At 71.5% G+C, this 24,425-nt stretch carries 23 protein-coding genes; 21 read left to right on the top strand and 2 right to left on the bottom strand.

The features are described 5' to 3' along the window. Positions 1–60 precede the first annotated feature (60 nt). The 8 genes from OG741_RS35685 (at position 61) to OG741_RS35720 (ending at position 8,114) form a co-directional block, all read left to right on the top strand. Positions 61–378, top strand: a complete 318-nt coding sequence (locus OG741_RS35685) for an antibiotic biosynthesis monooxygenase family protein (RefSeq protein ID WP_405604653.1) — start codon at positions 61–63, stop codon at positions 376–378. Beyond that, complete coding sequence (locus tag OG741_RS35690) at positions 368–2,119, top strand: FAD-dependent oxidoreductase (protein ID WP_405604655.1); 1,752 nt, start codon at positions 368–370, stop codon at positions 2,117–2,119. The genes OG741_RS35685 and OG741_RS35690 overlap by 11 nt, the downstream gene beginning before the upstream one ends. 151 nt (positions 2,120–2,270) lie before the next feature. Next, a complete protein-coding gene (locus OG741_RS35695) occupies positions 2,271–3,227 on the top strand; it encodes an aromatase/cyclase (RefSeq protein ID WP_405604657.1) in 957 nt (318 codons plus the stop codon). Beyond that, positions 3,224–4,990, top strand: coding sequence for an acyl-CoA dehydrogenase (locus OG741_RS35700; protein WP_405604659.1), 1,767 nt, complete (start codon positions 3,224–3,226; stop codon positions 4,988–4,990). The genes OG741_RS35695 and OG741_RS35700 overlap by 4 nt, the downstream gene beginning before the upstream one ends. Before the next feature lie 59 nt (positions 4,991–5,049). Next, positions 5,050–5,874 (top strand): 4'-phosphopantetheinyl transferase family protein, encoded by an 825-nt coding sequence (locus tag OG741_RS35705; RefSeq protein WP_405604661.1) that lies wholly within the window; start codon positions 5,050–5,052, stop codon positions 5,872–5,874. A gap of 107 nt (positions 5,875–5,981) precedes the next feature. Then, positions 5,982–7,400: a condensation domain-containing protein gene (locus OG741_RS35710; RefSeq protein ID WP_405604663.1), complete on the top strand. Its 1,419-nt coding sequence runs from the start codon at positions 5,982–5,984 to the stop codon at positions 7,398–7,400. Between the two features lie 92 nt (positions 7,401–7,492). Beyond that, the gene (locus tag OG741_RS35715) at positions 7,493–7,621 is read left to right on the top strand and encodes a hypothetical protein (RefSeq protein ID WP_405604665.1); all 129 of its coding nucleotides are present in this window, start codon (positions 7,493–7,495) and stop codon (positions 7,619–7,621) included. A 76-nt stretch (positions 7,622–7,697) separates the two neighbouring features. Further along, positions 7,698–8,114 (top strand): pyridoxamine 5'-phosphate oxidase family protein, encoded by a 417-nt coding sequence (locus OG741_RS35720; RefSeq protein ID WP_405604667.1) that lies wholly within the window; start codon positions 7,698–7,700, stop codon positions 8,112–8,114. Between the two features lie 9 nt (positions 8,115–8,123). On the opposite strand, the gene OG741_RS35725 is transcribed toward OG741_RS35720, so the two are convergent. Further along, complete coding sequence (locus tag OG741_RS35725) at positions 8,124–8,573, bottom strand: nuclear transport factor 2 family protein (RefSeq protein ID WP_405604669.1); 450 nt, start codon at positions 8,571–8,573, stop codon at positions 8,124–8,126. A 165-nt stretch (positions 8,574–8,738) separates the two neighbouring features. On the opposite strand from OG741_RS35725, the gene OG741_RS35730 reads away from it, so the two are divergent. From OG741_RS35730 to OG741_RS35780, 11 genes are all read left to right on the top strand, one after another. Continuing rightward, complete coding sequence (locus OG741_RS35730) at positions 8,739–10,208, top strand: FAD-dependent monooxygenase (RefSeq protein WP_405604671.1); 1,470 nt, start codon at positions 8,739–8,741, stop codon at positions 10,206–10,208. A 52-nt stretch (positions 10,209–10,260) separates the two neighbouring features. Next, the gene (locus OG741_RS35735) at positions 10,261–10,956 is read left to right on the top strand and encodes an antibiotic biosynthesis monooxygenase (RefSeq protein WP_405604673.1); all 696 of its coding nucleotides are present in this window, start codon (positions 10,261–10,263) and stop codon (positions 10,954–10,956) included. Between the two features lie 214 nt (positions 10,957–11,170). Beyond that, a complete protein-coding gene (locus tag OG741_RS35740) occupies positions 11,171–11,500 on the top strand; it encodes a TcmI family type II polyketide cyclase (protein ID WP_324986602.1) in 330 nt (109 codons plus the stop codon). Then, the gene (locus OG741_RS35745; RefSeq protein WP_361914853.1) at positions 11,497–12,768 is read left to right on the top strand and encodes a beta-ketoacyl-[acyl-carrier-protein] synthase family protein; all 1,272 of its coding nucleotides are present in this window, start codon (positions 11,497–11,499) and stop codon (positions 12,766–12,768) included. Before OG741_RS35740 ends, OG741_RS35745 begins: the two co-directional genes overlap by 4 nt. Beyond that, positions 12,765–14,015, top strand: coding sequence for a ketosynthase chain-length factor (locus tag OG741_RS35750; protein WP_405604675.1), 1,251 nt, complete (start codon positions 12,765–12,767; stop codon positions 14,013–14,015). The genes OG741_RS35745 and OG741_RS35750 overlap by 4 nt, the downstream gene beginning before the upstream one ends. A gap of 73 nt (positions 14,016–14,088) precedes the next feature. Beyond that, positions 14,089–14,358 (top strand): acyl carrier protein, encoded by a 270-nt coding sequence (locus tag OG741_RS35755; protein WP_405604677.1) that lies wholly within the window; start codon positions 14,089–14,091, stop codon positions 14,356–14,358. A gap of 11 nt (positions 14,359–14,369) precedes the next feature. Further along, positions 14,370–15,155: a 3-oxoacyl-ACP reductase FabG gene (gene fabG / locus OG741_RS35760; protein WP_328666192.1), complete on the top strand. Its 786-nt coding sequence runs from the start codon at positions 14,370–14,372 to the stop codon at positions 15,153–15,155. A 31-nt stretch (positions 15,156–15,186) separates the two neighbouring features. Continuing rightward, positions 15,187–16,131, top strand: coding sequence for an aromatase/cyclase (locus tag OG741_RS35765; RefSeq protein WP_405604679.1), 945 nt, complete (start codon positions 15,187–15,189; stop codon positions 16,129–16,131). A gap of 2 nt (positions 16,132–16,133) precedes the next feature. After that, the gene (locus OG741_RS35770; protein ID WP_405604681.1) at positions 16,134–17,615 is read left to right on the top strand and encodes an FAD-dependent monooxygenase; all 1,482 of its coding nucleotides are present in this window, start codon (positions 16,134–16,136) and stop codon (positions 17,613–17,615) included. A gap of 67 nt (positions 17,616–17,682) precedes the next feature. Further along, positions 17,683–19,203 (top strand): FAD-dependent monooxygenase, encoded by a 1,521-nt coding sequence (locus tag OG741_RS35775; RefSeq protein WP_405604683.1) that lies wholly within the window; start codon positions 17,683–17,685, stop codon positions 19,201–19,203. Positions 19,204–19,469: 266 nt separating this feature from the next. Next, positions 19,470–20,291 carry an alpha/beta hydrolase gene (locus tag OG741_RS35780; protein ID WP_405605960.1) on the top strand — a complete coding sequence of 274 codons (822 nt, stop codon included), beginning with the start codon at positions 19,470–19,472 and terminating at the stop codon, positions 20,289–20,291. Between the two features lie 78 nt (positions 20,292–20,369). On the opposite strand, the gene OG741_RS35785 is transcribed toward OG741_RS35780, so the two are convergent. After that, the gene (locus OG741_RS35785) at positions 20,370–21,455 is read right to left on the bottom strand and encodes a methyltransferase (RefSeq protein WP_405604685.1); all 1,086 of its coding nucleotides are present in this window, start codon (positions 21,453–21,455) and stop codon (positions 20,370–20,372) included. Positions 21,456–21,876: 421 nt separating this feature from the next. Here OG741_RS35785 and OG741_RS35790 point away from each other — a divergent pair, with 421 nt between their 5' ends. Beyond that, entirely contained in the window at positions 21,877–23,007 is a 1,131-nt protein-coding gene (locus OG741_RS35790) for a ScyD/ScyE family protein (protein ID WP_405604687.1), read from the top strand. 191 nt (positions 23,008–23,198) lie between these two features. Next, positions 23,199–24,419, top strand: a complete 1,221-nt coding sequence (locus OG741_RS35795) for an inositol-3-phosphate synthase (protein ID WP_405604689.1) — start codon at positions 23,199–23,201, stop codon at positions 24,417–24,419. Positions 24,420–24,425 lie beyond the last annotated feature (6 nt).

A 24,425-nucleotide genomic window follows, 5' to 3' on the forward strand; every position in this document is an offset into this window, starting at 1 on the left:
GACCGGCGCATGAGCCTCACGCCCACCCATCGCGCACCACCGACCCGCAGGAGACAGGACATGGCGACCTTCGTCAACAAGCTGACCGTGCACGGCGACCACGAGACCTTCCTGGCCGTCAGGAACCGGCTCACGGCCTACATGGCGGCCCAGCCCGGCTATGTCGGCCACCAGCACCTGCGCCGGCTCGGCGAAGGGCATGTGTACCTGGAGATCGCGACCTGGCAGGACGCCGCGGCCCACCGCACGGCCTTCGCCACCGAAGGCTTCCAGCAGCTGCTGGCCGAGCTCAGGCCGCTGGTGAGCGCCGAGCCCGGGATGTACGAGCCGGTGGACGCGCAGGACGAGGCCGGTCCGGAGGCAGCCGGTGTCCGGTGACCTTCAGGTCCTGGTCGTCGGCGCCGGTCCCGTCGGCCTGAGTGCGGCCCACGAACTCGCCCGTCGCGGCCTGCGGGTGCGCCTGATCGACGCCGCGGCGGGCCCGGCCCGCACCAGCCGGGCCGTCGCCGTCCACCCGCGCACCCTGGAGACCTTCGACCAGATGGGCACGGCCGGCCCGATCCTCGAACAGGGGCGCCGCAACGAGGCGTTCACCATGTACGCCAAGGGCCGCCGCCTGGTCCGGCTCGACGCCGACTACGCCTCGATGCCCACCCGGTACCCGTACACCGTCATCATCGAGCAGACCCGCACGGAGGCCGTGCTGCGCGCGGCCGTCGCCCGGCTCGGCGTCGAGGTCGAGTGGGGTGTGCGTCTGGCGTCCTTCGAGCAGGACGAGACGTCGGTACGAGCCGTTCTGCGGCGGTCCGACGGCGCCGAGGAACTGTGCGAGGTGCCCTGGCTCATCGGCTGCGACGGCGGGCACAGCACCGTGCGCAAAGGTCTCGGGCTGCCGCTGATCGGCGAGAGCCGCGACACCTGGATGCTCGCCGACGCACCGGTCACCACGGACCTGGCGCCCGACAGTATCTATTGGGTGCACACCGGCACCGGGGCCATGATGATGGTGCCCTACGCGAGCGAAGGGCGCTGGCGCCTGCTGGAGACGGCACCCGGCCAACACGGTGAGCGGGACGTGGCCGAGCGCTTCTCCGCCCGTCTCTCCCGCGGCCTCGGCCATGAGGTGCAGGTCGGCGAACCAGAGTGGACGTCGGTCTTCACCTTCCAGCAGCGCATGGTCCCGCGCATGCACGAGGGCCGTGTCTTCGTCGCCGGCGACGCCGCACATGTGCACAGCCCGGCCTCCGGCCAGGGAATGAACACCGGTATCCAGGAGGCGTACAACCTCGCCTGGAAGCTCGCCATGGTCGAACAGGGGCATGCCGGGCGGGAGTTGCTGGACACCTACAGCGAGGAGCGGGTTCCCGTCGGACGAAAGCTGCTTGGCTCCACCCGCACGGCCACGTTCCTCGTCCAGTTCAAGAACATCCTCGCCTCGGTGGCGCTGCCCGCCGTCTTCGCCGTCGTACGCAGGGTCCCGGCGCTGCGCAGTGCCATCCAGCGCAAGGTGCTCGGCTCCATGTCGGGGCTGCGCCTGCACTATGAGCGCAGCTCCCTGAGCCTCCAGCCCTCCGGCAGGCCGGCGCCACCTCCGCACTGCCGCCCCGGATTCCGCATCGCCTTCGCCACCGCCGGGGATCCGCTGAGCGCGGGAGCGCGCGCCCTGCTCGAGGAACTGCGCGACGTGCGCTGGACCCTGCTGACCGCGGCCGACGGGCGCGGCCGGGCCGGTGAACCCGCACGGGCCGCCGCCGACGCGGCCGCCCGGCACGGCGCCTGGCTGTCGGTGCGCACCGTGGGCGGGTACGGCTGGGCGGGCCCGGCCCCGCTGCCCGATCCGGACGGAGCCCTGTGCGCCGCGCTGGGCCTCGTGCCCGGCGGCTGGGCGCTCATCAGGCCCGACGGCTATCTGGCCGCGCACGGCACCCCGTTGAGCGGTCGGACCCTCGACGAAGCACTCACCGCGCTGCGGCTGGACCGCTCCCCGCGGGTGTCGCTGACGCCCGCCGATGGCCCTCCACCGGTGCTTGAGCCGTCCTCGTCCGTTCTTCGACCCGGTCGAGACAAGGTCAATGGCAAGGTAAAAACCGTGGCCTTCGCGGACAGAGACACCCCATGACGAGCCGACTGCAACCGGGGTGCGCACAGGCCGCGAACCCGGCCGGGCGCCGCCCCGCGCACCGGCCGGGACGAGCCGGACGTCCCCGGCGGGCTCGCTGACGCCCGCCCCCGCTCCGGCGAACTCATCCGACTCGAGAGGGGTGTTGCACATGTCGGACACGCGCGTGCACCGTACGAGCCACCGGGTCGAGGTGGCCGCTCCGGCCGGAGTGCTGTACGGGCTGATCGCCGACACCGTACGGTGGCCGCTGTTCTTCCCGCCCAGCATCCATGTCGAGCAGCTCGAATTCGACGGAACCCACGAGCGCCTGCGCATCTGGGCCACCGCCAACGGCCGGGTCACGTCATGGACCTCGGTCCGGTCGCTCGACCCGGAGCTGCGCCGGGTGGACTTCCGCCAGCAGGTACCCGCCTCGTCCGTCGAGTCCATGGGCGGCACCTGGATCGTCGAGGCGCGCGGAGGCGATCGCTCGCAGCTGACCCTGCTGCACGACTTCGTCGTCCCCGGGGACGCGGCCGACAAGGTGGCCTGGGTGCAGGGGGCGACCGACACCAACAGCCGTGCCCAGCTGGACCGCCTCAAGGACGTGGCCGAGAGGTGGACGCGCCTGGACGACCTGGTGCTCCTCTTCGAGGACTCCGTACGGGTCAACGGCCCCGCCGAGCTCGTCTACGACTTCCTCTACCGGGCCGGCGACTGGCCGGAGCTCGCCCCGCACGTCCGCCGCGTCGAGCTGACCGAACAAGCGCCGGGCGTGCAGGTGATGTCCATGGACGCGTCCGGAGCCGACGGGGAGCTTCACACCACCGAATCGGTGCGGATCTGCTTCCCGCACGCCGGGCGCATCGTCTACAAGCAGACGGCGCCACCCGCCCTGATGGCGGCCCACACCGGGGAGTGGTCGGTCGAACCCGACGCGACGGGTGTGACGGTCACCGCGCAGCACCAAGTCGTCCTGAACGAGGCGGACATCGAGCGGATGCTCGGCGAGGGCGCCGGACTGGCCGCGGCCCGCCGCCGGGTGCGCGAGGACCTAGGCCGGGCCGGCACCCTCATGCTGGCGCTGGCCAAGCAGCATGCGGAGAGTGCGGTCCGGGTCCTGTGACCGCAGCCGCCTGTTTCGGCACGCCCGCCGGCCGGCAGCCCGGTGCTGCCGGCCCCCCGGCCGCCGCTCCCGAGCGGGCCGCGCGCCTGGAAGCACTGCTCGGCGATCCGCTCGACCCCGCCAACCCGCACGGCCACACCGCACTGCTGGGTGCGGACGAACGGCGTGAGGTGCCCGAAGCCACCGAGCAGTTGCTGGCCGATGCCCATCTCGCCGCCGAGTTCGTGCCCCAGGACCTCGGCGGCAGGCTGGCCGGAGCGGACGACCTGGCCCGCATCCTGCGCCCGGTCTTCCGCCGCGATGCCGCCCTCGGCTTCGGTTTCGGCATCACGTCGCTGTTCGCGGCCTCCGCCGTGTGGGCCGAGGGCGACGCCCGTCAGCGCACGGACACCGCACGGCTGCTGCTTGACGGCGGCCGCGCCTCGATCCTGCACCGGGAACTCGCGCACGCGAACGCCATCCTGCGCGACGAGTTCACCGCACGCCCCGCCCCCGGCGGCGGCTTCACGCTCGGCGGCCGCAAGGACGTCGTCATCAACGCCGACCGGGCCGACGCCTTCGTCATGTACGCACGCACCGCGCCCACCACCGGCCCGGGCAGCCATTCCGTACTGCTGCTCGATCCGGAACGGCTTCGGCCCGGCGGGTTGCGGCGCCTCGCGCGCGTCGACACCGCAGGAATGCGCAGCAGCCGCTTCTCGGGAATCGCGTTCGCCGACTGCCCTGTGCCGCAGGACACCCTCGTCGGCGGCCTCGGCGAGGGTGTCCTGCTCGCCCTGCGTACCTTCCAGGTCAACCGCTGCCTGATCCCCGGCGTGGTGATCGCAGGGGTGGACAGCGTCCTGCGGCACGCCGTGCGGGCAGCCACCGAGAACCGCCCCAACGGGCTGCCCGCCCGTCGCTGGCACCGGGTGCTCGCGGGGGTGTTCGCGGATCTGCTGGCCTGCGACAGCATGGCCGTCACCGGGCTTCGCGCCCTGAGCCTGCTGCCCGACAGCGCCCATCTGCTCGCGGCGGCCGTCAAGTACACGATGCCCGACCTGCTCCGCGAGGACCTCGAAGAACTGGCCACCGCGCTCGGTGCCCGCGGCTACGATCGCGGACCGCGCTACGGCGGATTCCAGAAACTGGTGCGGGACCTGCCGGTGGCCGGTCTCGGACATGCGGGCACCGCCGCCTGCCAGGCGGTCCTCGTGCCCCAACTGCGCACGCTGGCCCGCACCTCCTGGTTCCACTCGCCCGAGCCGCCCGCCGAACTGTTCCGGCCCGAGGCCCCGTTGCCACCGTTCGACTACCGCAGGCTGACGGTCTCCGGAACCGAGGACCGGATCACCGCGGCGCTGGTCGCCGTCGCCGAACGTCTCGGCCCGCTGCGCTCGGCCGGACCGGTCTGGGCGGCACTGTCGGATCTTGCCGAATCGTTCGTCCAGGAGGTGCGCTCGCTGCGCGAGGAGTGCGCGGCGCTGCCCGGCCGCGGCCGGGCGCTGTTCGCCGACCCGAAGGCATGCGTCCTGGCCGACCGCTACGCACTCCTGCTCGCCGCCGCCTCCTGCCTGGGCGTCCGGCAGGGCCAGGACGGCACCGGCTCCTTCCTCGACGACCCCTCCTGGGCGGTGCTCGCCCTGAGCCGGATCGGCCGCAGGCTGGGCGTGCCGGTGCCCGAACTGCCCGACCAGGTCACCGGCACCGTCATCGCCGAGGTGCTGGAGCGCTACCGGGACGGCCGCAGTTTCGACCTGTACGCCACGCAGCTCGCCGGATGACCCCTGCCGAGCCAACGCGCCGCTACACAGGGAACTTTGGGGACGAGGGGAGGACGACCATGGACGAGCCGACGATCGCCGCGCCGGTCCATGTGCCGCGGCCCGAAGGGCCATGGCACGCCGTGCACCGGAATCTGACGGAGACCGGCAGCGCGGTGGTGTACACGACGTGGGGGGAGTGGCTGCCCGCCGTGCTCACCACACCGGGGCTGCGCCGGCTGCTCGGCCACGACTGGACCCGCTACCGCCGTACCACCGATGCCACGGTGCGCTATCGCTTCGCGGCCGCCCGTCTGCTCATCAAGTACGCGGCGGGCGCGGCGCTGTGCACGCCGCCCGCGTCCCTCGACCTGGCCTACCGGCTCGGCGGCCGCCCGTATCTGCGCGGCTTCGACCAGATCGAGGTGAGCCTGACGCACACCGGCGAGCTCATCGTGGTCGCGCTGAGCCGGATCGGCCGCATCGGCGTGGACGCGGAACCAGCCGCCCGTCCGCTGCGGCTGGACCTGCTGAGGTCCCAGATGTGCACCCCTGCCGAGGCGGCCGAGCTCGACTCCTTCCCGCAGGACGAACAGAGCGCCCAGGCCCTGCGGTTGTGGACCTTGAAGGAGGCCTACACCAAGGCGCTGGGCCAGGGCATGCGGCTGGGGTTCACCGAGTTCGGTTTCGGTCTGCGCGGCGGCAGGCTGCGCGCCCCCGACGGGAGCGCGGGCTCCCGCGGCGAATGGGGCTTTGCCACGCATCTGGCGCTGGGCCGCTATCTGATCAGCATCGCCTGCCACGACGCCGGTCTCGACCCGGCGGGCGACACCTCGGTGCGCACCATGCTGGACGAGGGGTTCCTGACGGCGATGACCCCGGGCACCACGGAGGGCGACACGTAGGGGTTGTGACCCCGCGTCAGTGGCGTATCAGCCCCGCGGCAGCGGTGCGGGGCATCCTCAGCCCGGGAGCACCGTATCCGTCCGGCCGAGGAACCAGGAGACGTCCCATGACGAAGGAGCACCATGGCGACGCCCCGTTACTGCCCGACGGCTCCCCGGACGGCGCCGCGCGGTCGGTCGGCGCTCCCGATGGGCCGGACTCGGTGCCCCTGACCCCGCAGCAGCACAGCCTGCTGCGGGACGCGATCGCCCACCCGGGCACCGGCCGCTACGTCGAGCAGCTGGTCTGGCGCTGGCACGGCCCGCTGGACACCGGCCGGTTCACCAGGGCCTGGCAGGCCGTCTTCGACCGCGAGAGGGTGCTGCGCGCGGCCTTCGACGTGCGTGGCGAGCCCCGTATCGTCCTGTACGAGAACGCCAGGGCCGAGGTCGTCCGGCACGCCGCGGGCACTGTCGCCTGGGACGAGCTCGTCGAACGGGACCGGCTGCGCGGCTTCGACCTCGGCCGCCCGGGCCTGCTGCGGATCACGCTCGTCGACGAGCCCCCGGCACCGGCGGGCCCCGCCACCACCCGGATCCTGCTCACCCACCACCACGTCCTGCTGGACGGCTGGAGCGTCGTCGTCCTGCTGCAGGAGTTCTACCGGGCCTACCTCGCCGGGGGTGAGCTGCCCGGCGGCGAGCGCCGCCCCGACATCCGTGACTACACCCGCTGGCTGGCGGCTCAGGACACCGGCCCGGCCCGGGAGTTCTGGTCCCGGGCCATGACCGGCACCGCGCCGGCACTCACCCCGGTCCGGCCCGGTCCGGGCACCGGCAACAGCGGCCCGGGCCGCGCCGCGGCCCGGCTCTGCGCCGCCGAGGCCGAACGGCTGCGCACCTGGGCGGCGGGCCACGCCGCCACCGAGGCCGGAGCTCTGCAGGCCGTCTGGGCGATCCTGCTGTACCGGGCCGGTGGCGCCCGCGGCCCGTCGCCGGTGGGCTTCGGCGTCGCCGTGTCCGGCCGCGGCATCCCCCTGGACGTCGCCGAACGCCTTCCCGGACTGCTCATGAACGTGCTGCCGATGACCATCCAGGTCGCCCCGGCGCAGGGCGTGGCGCTGCTGCTGGCCCAACTGCGCGACCTGACACTGGACATGGCCGCGTACGAATGGGTGTCGCTGGAGCAGATCCACGCATGGAGCGGCCGTCCGGCCGCCGGGCAACTCCTCGACAGCGTCCTTGTCTTCGCGCACTATCCGCGGATGGCCGACGGCCTCGAGACCGCTCTCGCCGCCCAGGACATCCGCGTCTCGCCGCCCGGCGCCGTCGGCGCGCCCGCCGCGTACCCCGTCGTCCTGCTCGCCCGCCGCGACGCGGACGGCGGCCTCGCCCTCACCGCCGTGCACGACCGCGGCAGGATCGCCGACGCCGGCCAACTCCTCAGCGAGTGCGCGTGGTTGCTGCGAGAGCTGCCCCGGACAGCCGACGACACGACCGTCGGCGACATCCTTCGTCTGCTCGCGGAACAACCCCCCGTGGACTGAGCCCCGTCGGCTCCAGCCGCTCTCGAGCAGATCTTGACACCCTGGTCCGATCGAACCGGAGGAGTGGTCCGAGCGATCCCCAGGAGGAGCTCATGCACGACGACAAGCAAGAGCGCGAACGCCCCGCACGCGACCTGGTGTTCCTGGCTCCGGCGCCCCGGCTCGCCGGGGTCGACGAGGACGAACCGCCCGAGCCGCACATCGTCCGGGGCATCGACTGAACGCCCCGCCGGTACACCGCGATTCGAGCGCGCCCCGGCACACTGCCCGGCAGCCGAATCACGAGGGGAAGACGCCATGCCGCGCTCAGGAGCACGTACGGACATCCCGGCGATGCCGCACCCGGCCGAGGAATTCCTGGCCGCGCCGCACGTCGGCACGCTGACCACCCTGCGGCCCGACGGATCCCTCCATGCCGCGCCCGTACGGTTCACCTGGGACGCCGGGACCGGGCTCGCCCGGGTCCTGACGGTCGCCTCCTCGCGCAAGGCCAGGAATCTGATCGCCGCCCCGGGCAGCCGGGTCGCGCTGTGCCAGGTGGACGGCTTCAGCTGGGTCACGCTCGAAGGCACCGCCACCGTCAGTGAGGACCCCCGCCGCGTGGCCGAAGGCGTGCGGCGCTACGCCAGGCGCTACTGGTCCTCGCCGCCCAGCCCGGCCGACCGCGTGGTCGTCGAGATCGCGGTCGACCGGGTGCTGAGCCTCAATCTGTGAGGCCATGGCTCACGTGCGCGGTGCGGGCGGACTCCCGGTGGCCCAGATCAGGCGGAACGACAGCAGGCTCAGCCGCCAGCCCTCGCTCGTACGGCGGGCTTCGCCGGTCACGAACGTGCCGGTGGCGAACAGCGGCGGCGGCCCGCCGTCCGGCAGCGCCTGGTCCGGCAGATGGACATGGGTCGAGATGAGGTTGGCCCGCAACCGGGCCCGCTCACCGTCGAGTTCGACGACGGCCGGCGAGCCCAGATGCTGCGTCCGCTCGAAGGCCGCAAGCGCGCCGCGGTGATAGGCGGCGAGCCCGTCGATCCCTTCGTGCCGGCTCATCGGGAACTCGACGACCGCATCGTCGGTGAACAGCCTTTTCGCCCAGTCGTCGTCGAGTTTCTCGTCGTCGAGACCGACCAGATAACGGTCCAGAAGTGAGCCTATTTCGGCGGTGGATCGGGTTGAGGTCATGCCTGAGCATGACCGCAGTTCTTCTCGCGGACCAAGCCTTCCTGTACGAGATCTGACATTCACGAAAGAAATCTGTACCGGCTTGTAAAAGGCCTGTACCGGCGGCTATTTACGGCCCGCCGAGCCCCTCGCAATACTCGAGAAACACCAGTTGGAAGAGGGCAGATGGACACCTTTGACGCGGACGTGATCATTGTAGGGGCCGGCCCCACCGGACTCATGCTCGCGGGCGAGCTGGGTCTCAAGGGAGTGTCGGTCACCGTGGTCGAGCGGCTCGCCGAACCGATCAGGGAATCGCGGGCTCTCGGTTTCTCGGCGCGCACGATCGAAGAATTCAATCAGCGGGGCCTGTTGTCCCGTCTCGGCGACGTCGACGTTATTCCGGCCGGCCACTTCGGCGGCGTTCCTCTCGACTACCGTGTGGTCGGCGGAGGTTCGTACGGAGCCCGCGGAATACCCCAGTCGCGCACCGAGGCCATGCTGGGCGCCTGGGCCGCAGAACAGGGCGTGACGATACGCCGGTCGGTTGAGGTCGTCGGCCTCGACGCGGCCGACGACGGCGTGAGTGTGCAGCTCAGCGGGCCCGAGGGCACCAGCGCGCTGCGCGCCCGGTACGTGGTGGGCTGCGACGGCGCGCGCAGCATCGTCCGCCGACTGGCCGGAATCGATTTTCCCGGCACCGACCCCGCCGTCGAGCTGCGCTTCGCCGATGTCGCGGGCGTCCGGCTGCGGCCGCGCTTCAGCGGCGAACGGGTGCCGGGCGGCATGGTCATGGTGCTGCCGATCGGCCCCGACCGCAGCCGGATCATCTACTTCGACCGGGACGAACCGCTGCGCACCAGCCCCGAGCCGATCACCTTCGAGGAGGTGGCCGCGGCCTTCGAGCGGCTGTCGGGCGAGGACATCAGCGGCGCCACGCCGCTGTGGGTCAGCTCGACCACCGACGTCAGCCGACAGGCCGCCGAATACCGGCGCGGACGTGTGTTCCTGGCCGGCGACGCGGCGCACATCCATCTGCCCATCGGGGCCCAGGGGATGAGCGCGGGGGTGCAGGACGCCGTCAACCTCGGCTGGAAGCTGGCCCTGGACATCCAGGGCAAGGCGCCGGACGGTCTGCTCGACACGTACCACAGCGAGCGCCACCCGGTCGGTGCCCGCATCCTGACCAACACCCTTGCCCAGCGCATCCTCTACCTCAGCGGGGACGAGATGACGCCGCTGCTCGGCGTCCTCGCCGAGCTGACCCAGCACGAGTCGGTGCAGCGCCACCTCGTCGGCATGGTCACCGGCCTCGACATCCGCCACGACGTCGGCCCCGGCGACCACCCGCTGCTCGGCCGGCGCCTTCCGGACAAGGAAGTGGCCATCGGCGGCAGGAAGACGAGCAGCTCGGAGCTTCTGCACCCCGGCCGCGGCGTGCTGCTCGACCTGAAGGGCGACCCGCAGCTGCGCGAGATCGCCGCCGGCTGGGCCGGCCGGGTCGACACGGTCACCGCCGACGACCCCGACTGCGACGCCCCCATGGACGGAATCCTCGTGCGCCCCGACGGCTATGTCGCCTGGGCCTCGCCCTCCGGCTCACGCACCGACGGCCTGGCCGACGCGCTCGGCCGCTGGTTCGGCCTGCCCGACTGAGCCGGGAACGACGGCTCTTACACCCGCCACCCTCAAGGAAGCGAAGGAAGAAATGCCCATCATCTCCACCGAGGACCAGCATCTGACCGTCCTCAATCTGTTCACGACCGACGCCCCCGAGAAGCAGGACAAGCTCCTGGCGGAGATGCGGAAGATCGTCGACGCGGCGACGTACGAGGGCTGGATCTCCAGCACCGTGCACGCCGGCCAGGACAAGCCGGGCACCGCGAACTTCATCCAGTGGCGCAGCGGGGAGGACCTTCAGGCGCGGTACGCCGGCGAGGAGTTCAAGCACCGCACCCTCCCGGTCTTCGGCGAGATCACGACATCGATCCGGCTGCTGCAGAACGAGATCGCGTTCACCCAGCACCACCCGTCAATCGGCGACACGATCGAGGTCTCGCCCACCCGCGACGACCTCACCGTGATCGAGGTCTTCGGGGTCGCGGAGAGCGACCAGGGCGACCTGGTCGACGCCCTGGGCCCGTCCCAGGACTGGCTGCTCGACGTCCCGGGGTACCGCTCCCACAGCGTCCTGCGCGGCCTGGCCGCCCGGGGCCTGGAGGGCTCTTTCGTCGTCGTCTACTCCCAGTGGGCGGACAAGGACTCCTACGACGCCTTCCGCGCCCTGCCGCACGGCGAGCAGTCCCCGGCGCGGCAGAAGTCGCAGGCCCGCGTCGAGTCCCTGGCGACAAGCAGCGACTGGAACACCTACCGCGTCGTCCACACGCGCTCGGCCGGCCAGTGACAGACGCGAGGCAATAGGCACGGCACGCCCGAAGCGACAGGACGCCCGGCTCCTTCGGCGAGCCGGGCGTCCTGATGTGCCCGGCCGGTGCCGCCGAGAGATCAGGCCAATCCGACTCTGGCGGAATTCTGGCTTCCCCCGTGCCGGGCACGATCGCGAGGCCTCACCGTCGGCCCTGCGAGCTCAAACCGCGACCGCCAAGGAGCGAACACGTATGAACAGCACGCTGATCGTCGCCCGGATGGCACCCGGTTCCAGTGCTGAGGTGGCCAGGCTGTTTGCCGACTTCGACGCGACGGACATGCCCCGGATCATGGGAACACGCCGCCGCCAGCTGTTCTCCTACCGGGGCCTGTACTTCCACCTGCAGGACTTCGACGAGGACAACGGCGGCGAGCTGATCGAACAGGCCAAGAGCGACCCGCGCTTCGTCGGGATCAGCGATGACCTGAAGCCGTTCATCGAGGCCTACGACCCGGCCACCTGGCGCTCGCCGTCCGACGCCATGGCCACCCGCTTCTACACCTGGAAGGCGTCGGCGTGAGCGGGCGCCGGGTGGTCATCACCGGTCTCGAGGTCATCGCCCCGGGCGGGGTGGGGGCCAAGAACTTCTGGGACCTGCTCAGCGACGGACGCACCGCGACCCGCGGGATCACCTTCTTCGACCCCGCGCCCTTCCGCTCCCGGGTGGCCGCCGAGATCGACTTCTGCCCCTACGGCCACGGGCTGAGCCCGCAGGAGGTCCGGCGCATGGACCGGGCCGCGCAGTTCGCCGTGGTCGCCTCGCGCGGCGCGGTCGGCGACAGCGGACTCGACCTGGGCGGCCTCGACCCGTACCGCATCGGCGTCACCGTGGGCAGCGCCGTGGGTGCCACGATGGGACTCGACGAGGAGTACCGGGTCGTCAGCGACGGCGGCCGGCTGGACCTCGTGGACCACCGGTACGCGGCCCCGCACCTGTACAACCATCTGGTTCCCAGCTCGTTCGCGGCCGAGGTCGCCTGGGCGGTCGGCGCGCAGGGGCCGAGCACCGTGGTCTCCACAGGCTGCACCTCCGGCATCGACGCCGTCGGCTACGGCGTCGAACTGCTGCGGGAAGGCTCCGTCGACATCATGATCGCCGGCGCCTCCGACGCCCCGATCTCGCCGATCACCATGGCCTGCTTCGACGCCATAAAGGCCACAACCCCGCGCTACGACGACCCGCAGCGTGCCTCACGTCCCTTCGACGGCACCCGCAACGGGTTCGTGCTCGGCGAGGGCAGCGCCTTCTTCGTCCTGGAGGAGCTGGAGAGCGCGCGCAAGCGGGGCGCCCACATCTACGCGGAGATCGCCGGCTACGCCACCCGCAGCAACGCGTACCACATGACCGGACTGCGCCCGGACGGCGCGGAGATGGCGGAGGCGATCCGGGTCGCGCTGGACGAGGCGCGGATGAACGGCGACGCCATCGACTACATCAACGCGCACGGCTCGGGCACCAAGCAGAACGACCGGCACGAGACCGCGGCGTTCAAGAAGAGCCTCGGCGACCACGCCTACCGCACTCCCGTCAGCTCCATCAAGTCCATGGTCGGGCATTCGCTGGGCGCCATCGGCTCCATCGAGATCGCTGCCTCCGCGCTGGCGATGGAGTACGACGTGGTGCCGCCGACAGCCAATCTGCACACCCCCGACCCGGAGTGCGACCTCGACTACGTACCGCTCACGGCGCGCGACCAGCTCGTCGACGCGGTCCTCACCGTCGGCAGCGGCTTCGGCGGATTCCAGAGCGCCATGGTTCTGGCCAGTCACGAAAGGAGCCTCATATGACCTCGTCGGTAGTGGTCACCGGCCTGGGCATCGCCTCTCCCAACGGGCTGGGCGCTCAGGACTACTGGGCGGCGACCCTGAGCGGCAAGAGCGGCATCGGCCGCATCACCCGCTTCGACCCGTCCGGCTATCCGTCCCGGCTGGCCGGGGAGATCCCCGGATTCGAGGCGGAGCAGTATCTGCCCAGCCGTCTCATCCCGCAGACCGACCGCATGACGCGGATCGCGCTGGTGGCCGCCGACTGGGCTCTCGCCGACGCCGGCGTACGTCCCGAAGACCTCCCCGAGTTCGACATGGGCGTCGTCACCGCGAGCGCCTCGGGCGGTTTCGCGTTCGGCCAGGGCGAACTGCAGAAGCTGTGGAGCCAGGGCAGCCAGTTCGTCTCCGCGTACCAGTCCTTCGCCTGGTTCTACGCCGTCAACAGCGGCCAGATATCCATCCGCAACGGCATCAAGGGCCCCAGCGGCGTCGTCGTCAGCGACCAGGCCGGCGGCCTCGATGCGGTGGCCCACGCCCGCCGGCAGATCCGCAAGGGGACCAGCCTCGTCGTGTCCGGCGCCGTCGACGCGTCGCTCTGCCCCTGGGGCTGGGTGGCGCAGCTGGCGGGCGGCAAGCTCAGCACCAGCGATGAACCGACCAGGGCTTACCTGCCCTTCGACCGCGACGCGCGCGGATATGTGCCGGGCGAGGGAGGCGCGATCCTCATCCTCGAGGACGCGGAGTCCGCAGGCGCCCGGGGCACCCGCGTCTACGGCGAGATCTCCGGCTACGGGGCGACCATCGACCCCAGGCCGAGCATGGGACGGCCCAGCGAACAGGACGGCCCCGGACGCGAGCCGGGCCTGCGCAAGGCCATCGACATCGCCCTCGCCGACGCGTCGATCGCCCCCGGCGACGTGGACGTGGTCTTCGCCGACGGGGCGGGCGTCCCCGCGCTCGACCGTATCGAGGCCGAGGCGATCACCGCCGTCTTCGGGGTCCGCGGGGTCCCGGTCACGGCGCCGAAGACGATGACCGGACGCCTGTACTCGGGCGCGGCGCCGCTGGACCTGGCTACCGCCTTCCTCGCCATGGAGGAAGGGGTCATCCCGCCGACCGTGCACGTCGACCCCTGCCCCGAGTACGTCCTGGACCTGGTTCTGAACCAGCCGCGCACCGCCGACGTGCGGACCGCGCTGGTGCTGGCCCGGGGCCACGGCGGATTCAACTCCGCCATGGTCGTGCGCGCCCCCGGCAGCACCGCTTAGCAACCTCCGAGGAACCGCCTCGTACCACCGAGGCACACGCACCACCACATGCCGTATCGATGAAGGGATTCACATGGCCACCAAGCTTTTCACCATCGAAGACCTCAAGCGCATCCTGCTCCAGGCCGCGGGCGCGGAGGAGGGCGTCGACCTGGACGGCGACATCCTGGACACGCCCTTCGCCGTCCTCGGCTACGAGTCGCTGGCGCTCCTGGAGACCGGGGGCTTCATCGAGCGGGAGTACGACATCTCGCTCGACGACGACGATGTCGCCGACGCCGAGACCCCGCGCGCCCTCATCGAAGCCGTCAACGCGCAGCTGGCGCCCGTCCAGGCAGCCTGAGGGGATCCGACATGACACAGAAGACGGCACGCGTCGCCCTGGTGACGGGCGCGACCAGCGGGATCGGTCTCGCGACGGCCAGGCTGCTGGCCACGCAGGGCCACCAGGTGTACATCGGCGCGCGCAGCGCCGAGAACGTCACCGCCACGGTCAAGGAGCTGCAGGCCGAAGGGCTCGATGTCGACGGCTCGGTCGTCGACGTGACCGACGGCGGGGCCGTGGCGGCGTTCGTCCAGGCCGCCGTCGACCGGTTCGGCCCGATCGACGTGCTGGTCAACAACGCCGGCCGGTCGGGCGGCGGAGTGACCGCCGACATCGCCGACGAGCTGTGGGACGAGGTGATCGACACCAACCTCAACAGCGTCTTCCGGCTCACCAAGGCGGTCCTCAACACCGGCGCCATGCGGCACAAGGACCGCGGCCGGATCATCAACATCGCTTCCACCGCGGGCAAGCAGGGCGTCGTGCTCGGCGCGCCGTACTCGGCCTCCAAGCACGGTGTGGTCGGCTTCACCAAGGCACTCGGCAACGAGCTGGCACCCACCGGCATCACGGTCAACGCCGTCTGCCCCGGCTACGTCGAGACACCGATGGCGCAGCGGGTGCGGCAGGGGTACGCCGCCGCGTACGACACCTCGGAGGAGGCGATCCTCGAGAAGTTCCAGGCGAAGATCCCCCTCGGCCGCTACTCCACCCCCGAAGAGGTCGCCGGGCTCGTCGGCTATCTCGCATCGGACACGGCCGCCTCGATCACCGCGCAGGCATTCAACGTCTGCGGCGGCCTCGGCAACTTCTGATCCCGTCCAAGCATGTGAAGGAGGAGTGGTCATGACGACCCGTGAAGTCGAACACGAGATCATGGTCGGCGCCCCGGCGGCGGAGGTCTACCGGCTGCTGGCGGAGGTCACCAACTGGCCGCGCATCTTCCCGCCGACGATCCACGTCGACCAGCTGGACGCGGACGCGGACGGGACCCGGGAGCGGATCCGCATCTGGGCGACCGCCAACGGTGAGGCGAAGAACTGGACATCGATCCGCACCCTCGATCCCGATGCCCTGCGCATCGCCTTCCGGCAGGAGATCACCGCCCCGCCGGTCGCCGCCATGGGCGGCACCTGGATCATCGAGCCACTCGGCGAGACGGAGTCCCGGGTCCGGCTGCTGCACGACTACCGGGCCGTCGACGACGACGCGCACGATCTGCTCTGGATCGAGCGGGCCGTCGACAAGAACAGCACCGCCGAGCTGGCGGCGCTCAAGGAGAACGTCGAACTGGCGCACGCCGCCGAGGAGGTGACCTTCTCCTTCACCGACACCGTGCACATCGCCGGCGCCGCCAAGGACGTGTTCGACTTCATCAACGAGGCGGACCGGTGGTCCGAGCGGCTGCCCCATGTGGCCACCGTGCGGCTCACGGAGGAGACTCCCGGCCTGCAGACCCTCGAAATGGACACCCGCGCCAAGGACGGCTCGACGCACACCACCAAGTCGTACCGGGTGACCTTCCCGCACCACAAGATCGCCTACAAGCAGGTCACGCTGCCCGCGCTGATGACCCTGCACACCGGCGTCTGGACCTTCGAGGAGTCGGCCGGCGGCGGCACCGAGGCCTCCTCCCAGCACACCGTCACCCTCAACACCGCCAACATCGCGAAGATCCTGGGCCCGGACGCCACCGTCGCCGACGCCCGCGCATACGTCCACACGGCGCTCAGTACGAACAGCCGCGCCACCCTGGACCACGCCAAGAACTACGCCGAACAGAAGAGCTGACCGTGGCCGCGGACCGCCTGGACACTCAGGTCATCGTCGTCGGCGCCGGCCCCGTCGGGCTCATGCTCGCCGGTGAGCTGAGGCTGGGCGGCCTCGACGTGGTCGTCCTGGAGAAACGGCACGTCCACACGGACGAGTCGAGGGCCTCGACCCTGCACGCCCGCACCATGGAGATCCTCGACAGCCGCGGCCTCCTCACCCACTTCGGCACACCGCCGAACGAGACACGCGGCCACTTCGGCGGCATCCCGCTCGACCTCACCCTGCCGAGCCCCTACCCGGGCCAGTGGAAGGTGCCGCAAACCAGGACCGAGGCGGTGCTGGAGGAGTGGGCGCTCTCGCTGGGCGCCGACATCCGCTGCGGTCACGAACTGCGCGCCCTGTCCCAGGCCCGGGCGGGTCAGGGGCAGTACGTACAGGCCGAGGCCGCGTGCCGCGACGGCATCGTGCACATACGCGGCCAGTACCTCGTCGCGTGTGACGGCGAGGACAGTACGGTCCGCCGGCTCATCGGCGCCGAGTTCCCGGGCCACGACGCCCGCCGCGAACTGCTGCGCGCCGACGTCGAGGGCATCACCGTCCCCGACCGGCGCTTCAACCGGCTGCCGCAGGGCCTGGCCATCGCGGCGCGCCGCAACGACGGCGTGACCCGCGTAATGGTGCACGAGTTCGGCAGCAGCGCGCGGCCGCGCGCCGAGGAAGCGCAGTTCGAGGAGATCGCCACCATCTGGAAGCGGGTCACCGGCGAGGACATCAGCGGCGGAAAGCCGCTGTGGGTGAACTCCTTCGGCGACGCCAACCGTCAGCTGGTCAGCTACCGCCACGGCCGGATCCTGTTCGCCGGGGACGCGGCCCACCGCCAGATGCCCATCGGCGGCCAGGCCCTCAACCTCGGTCTCCAGGACGCCTTCAACCTGGGCTGGAAACTGGCGGCGACGGTGTCCGGCCGGGCCGGAGACGGACTGCTCGACACCTACCACCAAGAGCGGCACGCCGTCGGCCGGCGGGTCCTGGCCAACATCGAGGCCCAGGCCCGGCTGCTGCTCGGCGGGAGCGAAGTCGAGCCCGTACGCACCGTCCTGGCGGAGCTCATCGCGTACGCCCCCGTGCGTGAGCATCTCGCCGGAATGATCAGCGGTCTCGACATCCGCTACGAGGCCGGGCCGGCCGACCAGCCCCTGCTCGGCGCCCGGCTGCCGCACACCGTCCTGCTCTCCGGTGAAGGACACCTCACCACCTCCCAGCTGTTGCACCCCGCTCGCGGCATACTCGTCGATCTGAGCGGCGGGGCCGGAGCACCGCTGTCCCCGTACAGCGGCTGGTCCGACCGCGTCAGCCTGCTGGCGGCGCTCCCGCGAGCGGGCAGTGCACTGGACGGCACCGGCTGTGTCCTGGTGCGACCGGACGGCCATGTCGCCTGGGCGGGAGACGGGACCGCCGGACTGCGTCAGGCGCTGGAACGCTGGTTCGGCCCGCCGCGCTGAGCCCCCGAAGCCTCGCCCCAACCCCCTACCCGCGGCACCACAACTCCATCTCGAGGAAAGGACAACCATGGAAGGGACAGCCGTGGACACCGACGTCATCATCGTCGGCGCAGGTCCGACCGGGCTGATGCTCGCCGCCGAGCTGCGTCTGGGCGGGGCACGCGTCATCGTCACCGAACAGCTGACCCGGCCCACCGGCCAGTCACGGGGCCTGGGCTTCACGGCCCGCGCCATGGAGGTGTTCGACCAGCGCGGACTCCTGCCCCGGTTCGGCCAGGGCGAGACGCTGGAGATCAGCCCGATGGGCCACTTCGGCGGGGTGCAGTTCGACTACACCACCTTGGAGGGCGCCCACTTCGGAGCCCGCGGAATCCCGCAGAACCAGACCGAGGCCGTACTGGAGGAGTGGGCCTCGCAGCTGGGCGTGGACATCCGCCGCGGCTGGCAGTTCCTCGAACTCGCCGACGGCTTCCTGGACGGCGACGGTGTCACGGTCACCGTGCAGACCCCGGGCGGGGTCGAGCGGCTGAGCGCCGCCTACCTCGTGGGCTGCGACGGCGGACACAGCAACGTCCGCAAGGCCGCCGGCTTCGACTTCCCCGGCACATCGGCGACCCGCGCGATGTTCCTCGCCGATGTGACCGGGTGCCGGCTGCGCCCTCGCTTCCTGGGCGAACGCCAACCGAACGGCATGGTGATGGCGGCTCCGCTTGCCGAGGGCGTGGACCGCATCATCGTCTGCCCGAACGGCACTCCGGCGCGCGGCCGTGACGAGATGCCGGTGACCTTCACGGAAGTCGCCGACGCCTGGCAGCACATCACCGGCGAGGACATCCACGGCGGCGGGGCCGAGTGGGTGAGCTACTTCACCGACGCCTCCCGCCAGGCCTCCGAGTACCGGCGCGGCCGGGTCCTGCTCGCCGGGGACGCGGCCCACATCCACCTCCCGGCCGGCGGGCAGGGGCTGAGCAGCGGGGTCCAGGACGCCGCCAACCTCGGCTGGAAGCTGGCCGCCGTGATCAGGGGCGGTGCACCGGACGGTCTGCTCGACACCTACCACGGCGAACGGCACCCGGTGGGCAGGCGGCTGCTGATGAACACCCGCGCCCAGGGCATGGTCTTCCTCGGCGGCCCGGAGTCGGACCCGCTGCGCGAACTGTTCTCGGAACTCATCGAGTACGACGACGTGAAACGGCATCTGGCCGGAATCGTCAGCGGTCTCGACATCCGCTACGACTTCGGCGACGGCGACCATCCGCTCCTGGGCCGCCGCCTTCCACGCCGTCAACTGATCGGTTCAGGGGGCGAGATGAGCACGACCGAACTGCTGCACCCGGGGCGCGGTGTACTGCTCGACCTCGCCGACGACACTCGTATCCGACAGGCGGCAGCCGGCCTGCACGACCGCGTGAGCGTCACCACCGCCGTGCCCAAGCCGGTGGACGGCGCCGACCCGCTGGCCGGCACGGCCGCGCTGCTCATCCGGCCCGACGGCCATGTGGCCTGGGCCGGGGACGAGTTGGACGGCCTGACCAAGGCCTTGCACCGGTGGTTCGGCCCCGACTCGCGGGACGGGTCCGGCGCATGATCCAGGAATGGCCCGGTCTGTGGGGGACGCTGATGGGGAACTCATTGTCCGATCCGCTGAACGGAACCCCGCTGGCCGGTGCCTCCCTGACGGGCGCGTCCCTGGCCGGGGCATCCCTGGCCGGGGCATCCCCGGCGGGGGCGCCCCGGACGGTTGAGCCACCGGCAGGGCTCGCGCCCCCGGTGGCCACCGCGGAGCTTGAGGCCGCCCAGCCCCAGCCCCCGCCCGCCCCGCCGACGCCCGCCCCGTCCCGTCCGGTACGCCGGATCACCCTGGACGCGGCGGGCATCGCCCTGTCCGCCCTGCTCGTCGAGCCGCAGCACACGGCCCCGCGCGCGGTCGTGGTCGCCGTCCACGGCGGCGGCATGACCGCGGGGTACTTCGACGGAACGGCCCACCCCGACCAGTCCCTCCTCCTCCTCGGAGCGAGCCTCGGCTACACGGTCCTGGCCGTGGACCGCCCCGGCTACGGGCAGTCCGCCGCGGCTCTGCCCGAGGGACAGACGCTGGCCGAGCAGACCGGGCTGCTGCGTGCCGCGCTCGCCGACTTCGCCTCCCGGTATCCGACCGGCGCGGGACTGTTCCTGCTCGCCCACTCCTTCGGCGGGAAGCTCGCCCTGTGCACGGCCGCGGACCCCGAAGGGACACCGCGGCTGCTCGGCCTGGACATCTCCGGCTGCGGCCACCGCTATGCGGCGGTCCCCGCCGCGAACGGCGACGGCAAGGACACCCGGCGGCACTGGGGCCCGCTGAGCCTGTATCCGCCGGACACCTTCCGCTTCTGCGCCACGGTCGTGGCCCCGATGCCGCTGCGCGAAGCCTCGGAACTCGGCCGCTGGCCCGAGCTGTTCCCCGACATCGCGCCCCGTGTCCGCGTACCGGTCCGGCTGACGTTCGCCGAGCACGAGCGCTGGTGGCACCACGGCGAGGAGGACCTCGCCGATCTGAGGGCACGGCTGAGCACCGCCCCCCGGGTCCAGATCGACCGGCAGCCGGACGCGGGCCACAACATCAGCCTGGGCTGGGCGGCCCGGGCCTACCATCTGCGGGCACTCGCGTTCCTGGAGGACTGCCTCACCGCCAGGTGACGACGCTCGTGGCCCAGGACCGGATCGGTCCTGGGCCACTAACGTCATGAGGCCAGCGTCACCGGCCGCGCCGCCCGATCAGCAGGGCCGGGCCTCGACGATCGAGATCGCTGCCGCGGTCTGCACCACCCGCTCCAGCCGGAACCCGGCGGCGGCGAGCAGTTCGGCGTACTGCTCCTGGGTGCGCTCCTTGCCGCCGACCAGCAGCATCAGCCACAGGTCCACGAGCTTCGCCGCATGCGGCGCGTTCCCCGAGGACGGCGGCACCATCTCCATGAGAAGCAGCCGGCCGTCGGGATTGATCGCCTCCCGCACCTTCTTGAGGATCTCCAGCGCCTGGGACTGGGGCCAGTCGTGCACGATGTGCTTGAGGATGTACGCGTCGTGGCCCGCGGGAGGCGCGTCGAACAGGCCCCCGCCCACAATGGTGCACCGGTCGGCGACACCCTCCTCCTTGAGGTAGTCCGCGGCGCCGTTGTTGTCCACGCGGGGGTCGTAAAGGATTCCGCGAGCACCGGCGGCGCGCTGCAGAATTCCCGCCAGGAGGGTCCCGCTTCCGCCGCAGAAGTCGACGATCGTCCCGAACCGCGAGAAGTCGTACGCCGCCACAATGGGCAGCGTCTCGGTGTCCGACATGGAGCCCATGCCACCGATGAACACCTTGCCGTAGTCGGGATTCGCCTCCATATATTCGAATGCCCCCATGCCGCGCAGCTTCGGCATGCTCGGCTCGCCGGTGCGCACCGAATCCAGCAGATGACCCCAGTCCTCCCAGTGGATGGGGTGGCCCATGAGGACGGCGATGTCGCGCATCGAAACCGGTGCGTTCTCGCGCAGCGCGTCTGCCATCGGTGTGAGCCGGAACCGGCCGTCGCCCTGCTCCGCGAATATCGAGTAGCCGGCGAGCATGCGCAGCAGACGGTGGAGCGCTTCAGGGTCGGCGTCCACCTCGCGCGCGAGCTCCTGCACGGTGAGCGGCCCGTCCTCCAGCGCGTCGGCCACGCGGAGTTCTGCGGCGACGTAGATCGCCTGGGTGACCATGGAGCCCTGGGCCAGCTCGAGCAGGGCGAACGGGGCGGGCGCCAGCTTCCGGGTCAGGTGCTGCAGACGCGCTCGGACACCTTCGACGGTGCGGACGACTGGGGCGGGTGGCAGAGCGGGCATGAGTTTCCTCCGTTGCGGTGGCTCAGCTGTGTCGGACTTCCCGCGTGGCGGCGCGTGTTCAGCGCATTACGTGTATTCCGGCGGCCGTACGGGATACATCGATTTCCGGAAACCATGGGCTTCGCCCGGCCGACTGTAGAGCTGTCGCGCAGAGCCGGACAACTGCTCAGGAAAGCTGCTCGTATTCTCGAGAACTCCTAGGGCCACGGGCGGTGTTCAAGCGCGGAATCACCGCACTTGAACACCGCGGCCGCCGTCGCGTAATAGCCCCAAAACCCTGGTCACGGGCCGGGCGAACCACAATGCACCGCTGATCGGCGCCGATTGGACACGCGGGACCGGCGTGAAATGCATGCCTATCGTGACGCGGGTTTCCCAACCGCTCCCACGACAGGGGGCAGGCTCACGACGAGGGAGAGAGATGTCGAGATTGGGCAGGTCATGGACGGGCGCCGTCCTGGCGACCGCTGCCGTGGGCAGCGTCACGGCGGCCATGGGGCCGAGTGCCGCGCAGGCCGCGCAGAACGAGACGACACCCGGCTACGAGGTCATAGCGAGCGGGCTCAACAACCCGCGCGGCATCGCCGTCCTGAGGGACGGCACGGTCCTGGTCGCCGAGTCGGGCACCGGCAAACCCGGCTGCGCTGCCGGCACGGAGTGCGTCGGTGCCACAGGTTCGGTCTACCGCGTCGGCGGCGGCAGGAGCAGCGGCCGTGTCGTCACGGGCCTTCAGTCGGTGGGCGTCGGCCCCAAGAGCCCGCAGGAGCCGGTCTCCGCCACCGGCCCGAACGATGTGGCGCCCGGACCCCGTGGCGGCTTCGTCGTCCTCAACGGCGGTGGCGGCAACCTCGAACACCGCGCCACGCTGGGCGAGGACGGCAAGTACGCGGGCACCCTCTACCAGGCCCGGTCCGGCCGGGTGCTCGGCGACCTCGTGAAGTACGAGACCGAGGCCGACCCCGACTGGGTCCTCGGCCATGCGCCGACACCGCAGGAGCCCACGACGGCGCACAGCAACGCGTGGCGCTTCGCGCAGACCCGCACCGGCTGGCTGGTGACCGACGCGGGCGGCAACGACCTGGTGAAGGTCCCCGGCTGGGGACGCCCTTCGACCGAAACGGTCTTCCCCGACAGCAAGTCGGCCGACGGGAAGCCCGTTCAGGCGGTGCCCAGCGGCGTCGTCGTGGCCGGCGACGGCACCATCTATGTCTGCGACATGGGCGCCCTTAAGCCGGGCGCGTCGCGTATCTGGAAGATCGTGCCGGGCCACAAGCCGCAGGTCCTCGTCAACGGCCTGACCGCGCTCAGCGACCTCGCCCTGGACAGCAAGGGCAATCTGGTCGCGCTGTCGCTCACCGGCGGCTACACGCAGACCGGCCCGCTGCCCGGCAAGGTCCACAAGATCGACACGCGGTCCAAGGAAGTCACCGAGGTCCCGACCGGCGACAAGCTGTCGATGTCGACCGGCCTGGGGATCGGGCCCGACGACGAGATCTATGTGACCAACAAGTCGGTCGGCACCAGCGGCGAGTTGGTGCGCATCACCCAGTGAGGCCCGACGGTCCCGCCGGCTCCGCACGCCCGGCGGGACCGTCCGCGCCCCCCGTGTGGGCCCTGTCCGGCCGATCTTGCCGGGCTCGTGTGCCCTGGCACGGCACCTCGCTGCGTTGTCGTCAGTCGCCTACGCTCCGCGTGGGCTCGCCCCCTGCCTTCGGCGGGGGGACCCCCATCCTCCGGCCTGCGATGCACCACGCCAGACCCCGCTCACTGATCCGGCCTGATCGACCGGACAGGACCCAGGAGGCAGCCGTGTCCCTTCCCACCGACACCCCCGGCACCCCTGACACCCTCGATCCCCGGCCCCGGACCGGCGTGTGGTTCCTCGGAGCCCGCGGTTCGCTCGCCACCACGGCCGTCGCCGGGTGCGCCGCCGTGGCCGCCGGACTGACCCCGGCCACCGGCATGGTCACCGGGACACCGCCCTTCGCCGCCTCGGGACTTCCGCCGCTCGACTCACTGGTCTTCGGCGGCCACGACACGCAGAGCGCCCCGCTGCCCAAGCGCGCGGAAGCGCTGGCCGACGGGGGAGTGATACCGCACGGCCTGGTCGCCGCCGTACGGCGCGAACTGGCCGACGCGGACGCGGAGATACGTCCCGGTGGGCCGCAGTCCGGCGACATGAGGACCGACGAGGAACTGATCGCCGCCTTCACCGCCGACATCACGGACTTCGTACGACGCCGCGGGCTCGCCCGCGCGGTGGTGGTGAACGTCGCCTCCACCGAACCCGCCACCGCGGCAGGCGACGCCCGCCTTCCGGCGAGCTCGCTCTACGCCGCGGCGGCGCTGCGCGCGGGCTGCCCCTATGTGAACTTCACCCCCTCGGCCGGACTGCGCCATCCCGCGCTCGCGGCGTCGGCGACCGTCTGCGGACTGCCGTACGCGGGCCGCGACGGCAAGACGGGCCAGACGCTGCTCCGTTCCGTGCTCGCCCCGATGTTCGTGCAGCGGGCTCTGAGGGTACGGGCGTGGTCGGGCACCAACCTGCTGGGAGGCGGGGACGGAGCGGCGCTGGCCGACTCCCGGGCCGCGGCCGCCAAGAACGCGGGCAAGAACCGGGTGCTCAACGACATCCTCGGCATCGTGCCCGAGGGCGAGGTCCACATCGACAACGTCCCGGCGCTCGGTGACTGGAAGACGGCCTGGGACCACATCGCGTTCGAGGGCTTCCTCGGCTCGCGGATGATCCTCCAGACGATCTGGCAGGGCTGCGACTCCGCGCTCGCGGCGCCGCTGGTGCTCGACCTCGCCCTGCTGCTGGCCCGCGCACACGAGGTCGGCCTGGCGGGCCCGCTGCCGGAACTGGGCTTCTACTTCAAGGATCCGGACGGCGGTCCGGCCGCGCTGGGGGAGCAGTTCGAGGAGCTGCTTTCCTTTGCCGATCGGCTGCGGGAGGCCCCGTGACGCGCG

The organism is Streptomyces sp. NBC_01410 (assembly GCF_045040195.1).
Classification (GTDB): Bacteria; Actinomycetota; Actinomycetes; order Streptomycetales; family Streptomycetaceae; genus Streptomyces.

Excerpts from the sequence above, each read along its gene's own strand:
- OG741_RS35740 (WP_324986602.1), top strand. The coding sequence starts at position 11,171 with ATGAACAGCACGCTGATCGTCGCCCGGATGGCACCCGGTTCCAGTGCT.
- OG741_RS35695 (WP_405604657.1), top strand. The coding sequence starts at position 2,271 with ATGTCGGACACGCGCGTGCACCGTACGAGCCACCGGGTCGAGGTGGCC.
- OG741_RS35720 (WP_405604667.1), top strand. The coding sequence starts at position 7,698 with ATGCCGCGCTCAGGAGCACGTACGGACATCCCGGCGATGCCGCACCCG.
- OG741_RS35715 (WP_405604665.1), top strand. The coding sequence starts at position 7,493 with ATGCACGACGACAAGCAAGAGCGCGAACGCCCCGCACGCGACCTGGTG.
- OG741_RS35710 (WP_405604663.1), top strand. The coding sequence starts at position 5,982 with ATGACGAAGGAGCACCATGGCGACGCCCCGTTACTGCCCGACGGCTCC.
- OG741_RS35730 (WP_405604671.1), top strand. The coding sequence starts at position 8,739 with ATGGACACCTTTGACGCGGACGTGATCATTGTAGGGGCCGGCCCCACC.
- OG741_RS35755 (WP_405604677.1), top strand. The coding sequence starts at position 14,089 with ATGGCCACCAAGCTTTTCACCATCGAAGACCTCAAGCGCATCCTGCTC.
- OG741_RS35790 (WP_405604687.1), top strand. The coding sequence starts at position 21,877 with ATGTCGAGATTGGGCAGGTCATGGACGGGCGCCGTCCTGGCGACCGCT.
- OG741_RS35785 (WP_405604685.1), bottom strand. The coding sequence starts at position 21,455 with ATGCCCGCTCTGCCACCCGCCCCAGTCGTCCGCACCGTCGAAGGTGTC.
- OG741_RS35765 (WP_405604679.1), top strand. The coding sequence starts at position 15,187 with ATGACGACCCGTGAAGTCGAACACGAGATCATGGTCGGCGCCCCGGCG.
- OG741_RS35775 (WP_405604683.1), top strand. The coding sequence starts at position 17,683 with ATGGAAGGGACAGCCGTGGACACCGACGTCATCATCGTCGGCGCAGGT.
- OG741_RS35705 (WP_405604661.1), top strand. The coding sequence starts at position 5,050 with ATGGACGAGCCGACGATCGCCGCGCCGGTCCATGTGCCGCGGCCCGAA.
- fabG (WP_328666192.1), top strand. The coding sequence starts at position 14,370 with ATGACACAGAAGACGGCACGCGTCGCCCTGGTGACGGGCGCGACCAGC.
- OG741_RS35750 (WP_405604675.1), top strand. The coding sequence starts at position 12,765 with ATGACCTCGTCGGTAGTGGTCACCGGCCTGGGCATCGCCTCTCCCAAC.
- OG741_RS35735 (WP_405604673.1), top strand. The coding sequence starts at position 10,261 with ATGCCCATCATCTCCACCGAGGACCAGCATCTGACCGTCCTCAATCTG.
- OG741_RS35685 (WP_405604653.1), top strand. The coding sequence starts at position 61 with ATGGCGACCTTCGTCAACAAGCTGACCGTGCACGGCGACCACGAGACC.
- OG741_RS35795 (WP_405604689.1), top strand. The coding sequence starts at position 23,199 with ATGCACCACGCCAGACCCCGCTCACTGATCCGGCCTGATCGACCGGAC.
- OG741_RS35725 (WP_405604669.1), bottom strand. The coding sequence starts at position 8,573 with ATGACCTCAACCCGATCCACCGCCGAAATAGGCTCACTTCTGGACCGT.